Below are 3,313 nucleotides of genomic sequence, written 5' to 3'. Positions count from 1 at the left end.
CATTCCCTCCCGCGCGACCTGGACCGGCGGCTTCAAGGCTGTCGGCAAGACCGCCGATACGGCCATGCAGGTGTTCGAGGCGGTGAAGCAGCTGGAAGCCGCCGGCGCCATCGGCGCCGAGATCGAGGTCGTGCCGGTGGAGGTGGCGAGGGCGATCTCCGAGCGTACTTCGCTGATCATGCTGTCGATGGGCGCGGGCACCGGCTGCGACGCGCAATATCTGTTTGCCGAGGATATCCTCGGCGCCAATCGCGGTCACATGCCGCGCCACTCGAAAGTCTATCGCAACTTCGCCGCCGAATATGACCGGCTGCAGCAGGAGCGCATCGCGGCGTTTTCCGAATATGTCGCCGACGTCAACAGCGGCGCCTATCCGGAAGACAGGCACATCGTGCATATGGATCCGGACGAGCTCACCCTTTTCATGAAGAAGGTTGAGGCAAAACCCTGAACGGGCGGCGATAGGTGCTGCTTTAAGTTTCCAATTCTAAGCATGTCTTTATCGCGAAACCGGGCGCACTTGTCGGGAGACATGCTTTAGGCTCGCCACGTTCCGTCGGCGAGCGCAGCGTAGAGTGTGTTGGCACTGGTCCCCAGCGACCGGTCTTCCTTGAGCGTCGCGACATGAGAGCGGACCGCTGCGTGGATCACTCCGGTTGCCGGCGCCAGCACAAACCCTTCGCGCAGATCCACGGCCTGGGCCGCCGCCATCAGCTCCAAGGCGATCAGACGCCGCCACAGCACGATCATCTCGGCACATTTGGCGATGGTGAGCGGTGTCTGGGTGGCGTGATCCTCGACGCCCTCTGACACCGGCAGGAAGTCGAGCATTGCTGGATTGGCCTTCTGGCGGATGCCGGCGAGGATTGCCGTGACCGTTTTCTGCAACGGCACGAAGCCGGCTGATGCGCCGCCGATCGGCGACAGATATTTTGGCAGGCCGTGGCGGCTGGAGCCGGTGAGCTGGATGAAACGGGCGGCGCAGGCTGCCGCGCATTGCGCAATCGCTAGGCCAAGCGTCTCGAAAGCGAGCGCCAGCGACGAGGTATGGAAATTGCCGGTCGACAGCACGAGCGCGTCCTCCGCAAGCACCAGCGGGTTGTCGGCGGCCGCGTTCAACTCGATCTCGACCGCCAGCCTGGCGTGATCGATCGCCTGGATCAGCGCGCCGTGAATCGAGGGCATACAGCGGATCGAGAGCGGATCCTGAATGGTGGTCGGCGCCGGTTCATGGTCGCGCGCGAGCAGCTCGCGCAGCGTCTTTGCGGCCAGCGCCTGGCATGCCGCAGGGCGGGCCACATGCAGGCGCGGGTCCAGAATGGTGCGGTTCGCGCCGAGCGCCTCCATGGTCAGCGCGCCGGCCTGTTGCTGCTGTTCCATCGCCGACAGGACGTCGACAAGCGCCAGCGCGCCGGCGCCAGCCGAGACCGCCGAGGCATTGATCAGCGATAGACCGTCCTTCGGCGCCAGACTGACCGGCGCCAGACGCGCCATCATCAGCGCCTTGGCAGAGGGCATGCGACGGCTCTGGTAGTTGGCGTCGCCTTCACCGATCAGCGTGTGCGCGATCGCCGTCATCATCACCAGGTCACCGGCGCCGATCGAGCCCAGCGACGGCATGACCGGATGGACGCCGGCATTGAGGGCTTCGACGAGTGCCGTGAATACATGCTGCGAGAGACCGGAGCCACCGGCCGAAAGCATGGCGATGCGAGCAAACATCACCGCTCGCACGGTCTGTATCGGCAAAGCTTCCCCGACTGCGGCGCCACGCCCGTCGAGAAGCTGACGCTGGAAGGCACTGGCATCACCTTCCACCGCTGTGCCGAGATTGGCGCCGAGCCCGGTGTTCAGACCATAGATCTGCTGCCCGCCGGCCGCGGCCTCGTCGAGGACTTTCCGCGCCTTGCCGAGCTTCTCGATGACCAGCGGCGTGACTTCGACCTTGTCGGAATTGCGCGCGACGGCGGCAACATCCTCGATGCTGACGCCGGCGCCGGTGAGAACGAGCGGGCTCATGCGAAGCGCAGCCTCTGGCCGATGCCGTTTTCGCCGGCCTTGGCGAGCATCGCTTTGCCGAGCGCGATGTCGGAGAGCGAGAGGCCGCGATGCCAGAACAGGATCGTCTCGCCATCGCTTTGCCGGCCCGGCTTCAGGCCGGCCGCGATCTGGCCGAGTTCGGCGTGCAAAGTCGCCTCGCTCAGCCGTCCCGTCTCGACATGGGCGCGCAACGAGCCGAACTTGCCGCCCTTGCACTGGCCCCAGTCGTCGACGACGATCTTCTGCATGATGTCGGTCAGCGACAGCTCGACCGCGCTCATCGTGCCATAGGGCACGACCAGCGCGCCGCGCTTGATCCATTCGGTCTTGAGCAGCGGCTGCGGCTCCGGCAGCCGCGAGGCCTCGACGACGATGTCGGCGCCTTCGACGCAGCTTTTCCAGTTGGCCACCGCCAGCACCGGCTTGCCGAGGTCGGCGGCGAGCTTCGCGGCGAAGGCGTCACGGCTTTCGGGCCGGCGCGAATGGACGCGGATCTCGTCGAAGTCGAAGAGGTGGTCGAGCAGCCGTACGTTCCAATAGGCGGTGCCGCGCGCGCCGACATGGGCGAGCACCTTGGACGACTTCTTCGCCAGATGCTTGGCGCCGATGGCGGTGACCGCGCCCGTGCGCATGTCGGTGATGACGGTGGCGTCGAGGATGGCGCGCGGCGTACCGGTGCGCGGATCGAAAAGATTGAGGATGCCGAATTCCGACGGCAGGCCGTGCATGTAATTGTCGACATAGTCGCCGACGATCTTCACGCCGGCGGCGTCGAGCGGCGCCACATAGCCGCGCAGCACGTTGAAGTGGCCGTGGAAGGAGGGATCCGGCTCGAGATGGACGCGCGGCTCGATAACGATCTGGCCCTTGCCCTGCGCGACGAGCCCGGCCTCGACGGCGCCAATGATCTCGGCGTCGGTCATGGCAAGCGCTTCGATGTCGAGAGCGTTGAGGTAGTCGATGTAGATAGGCTTCATGCGTTTCCCTCGGCCGGCCCGCGCTCTTCCATAACAGGCGGAGAGGCGACACGAAAGTTTGTTGGATAAGCTCTGGACTGGACGGGGCTTATGCTGTTCAACCAGCGCGTCATGACCAGCATCCCCGACAACGCAGCCGTGTCCCCGTCCGGAGATTCCGCAGGCCAGGCGCGTCGTGTCGCGCTGATCGTGGCGGTCGCCTTCTTCATGCAGCTGCTCGATTCGACGATCATCTCGACGTCGCTGCCGCAGATGGGCCATTCCTTCGGCGTGCCGGCGGGGGCGATGGGCATCGG

General features: G+C 65.4%; 3 protein-coding genes and 1 pseudogene. 2 read left to right on the top strand and 2 right to left on the bottom strand.

The features are described from left to right. A partial coding sequence (locus tag EOA24_RS31690) for a 3-methyl-2-oxobutanoate hydroxymethyltransferase (protein ID WP_189354393.1) occupies positions 1-451 on the top strand: 451 nt, incomplete at its 5' end. 86 nt (positions 452-537) lie between these two features. Here EOA24_RS31690 and hutH read toward each other — a convergent pair. Together hutH and EOA24_RS31680 are read right to left on the bottom strand one after the other, a co-directional pair. Continuing rightward, the gene (hutH, locus tag EOA24_RS31685) at positions 538-2,019 is read right to left on the bottom strand and encodes a histidine ammonia-lyase (protein WP_126081895.1); all 1,482 of its coding nucleotides are present in this window, start codon (positions 2,017-2,019) and stop codon (positions 538-540) included. Then, the gene (locus EOA24_RS31680) at positions 2,016-3,017 is read right to left on the bottom strand and encodes an ornithine cyclodeaminase family protein (RefSeq protein WP_126081896.1); all 1,002 of its coding nucleotides are present in this window, start codon (positions 3,015-3,017) and stop codon (positions 2,016-2,018) included. The genes hutH and EOA24_RS31680 overlap by 4 nt, the downstream gene beginning before the upstream one ends. 111 nt (positions 3,018-3,128) lie before the next feature. On the opposite strand from EOA24_RS31680, the pseudogene EOA24_RS31675 reads away from it, so the two are divergent. After that, a pseudogene (locus EOA24_RS31675) lies at positions 3,129-3,313 on the top strand (MFS transporter); the annotation flags it as partial.

The organism is Mesorhizobium sp. M2A.F.Ca.ET.039.01.1.1, assembly GCF_003998035.1.
GTDB lineage: Bacteria > Pseudomonadota > Alphaproteobacteria > Rhizobiales > Rhizobiaceae > Mesorhizobium.
This window is presented reverse-complemented; position numbering and strand designations above follow the sequence as displayed.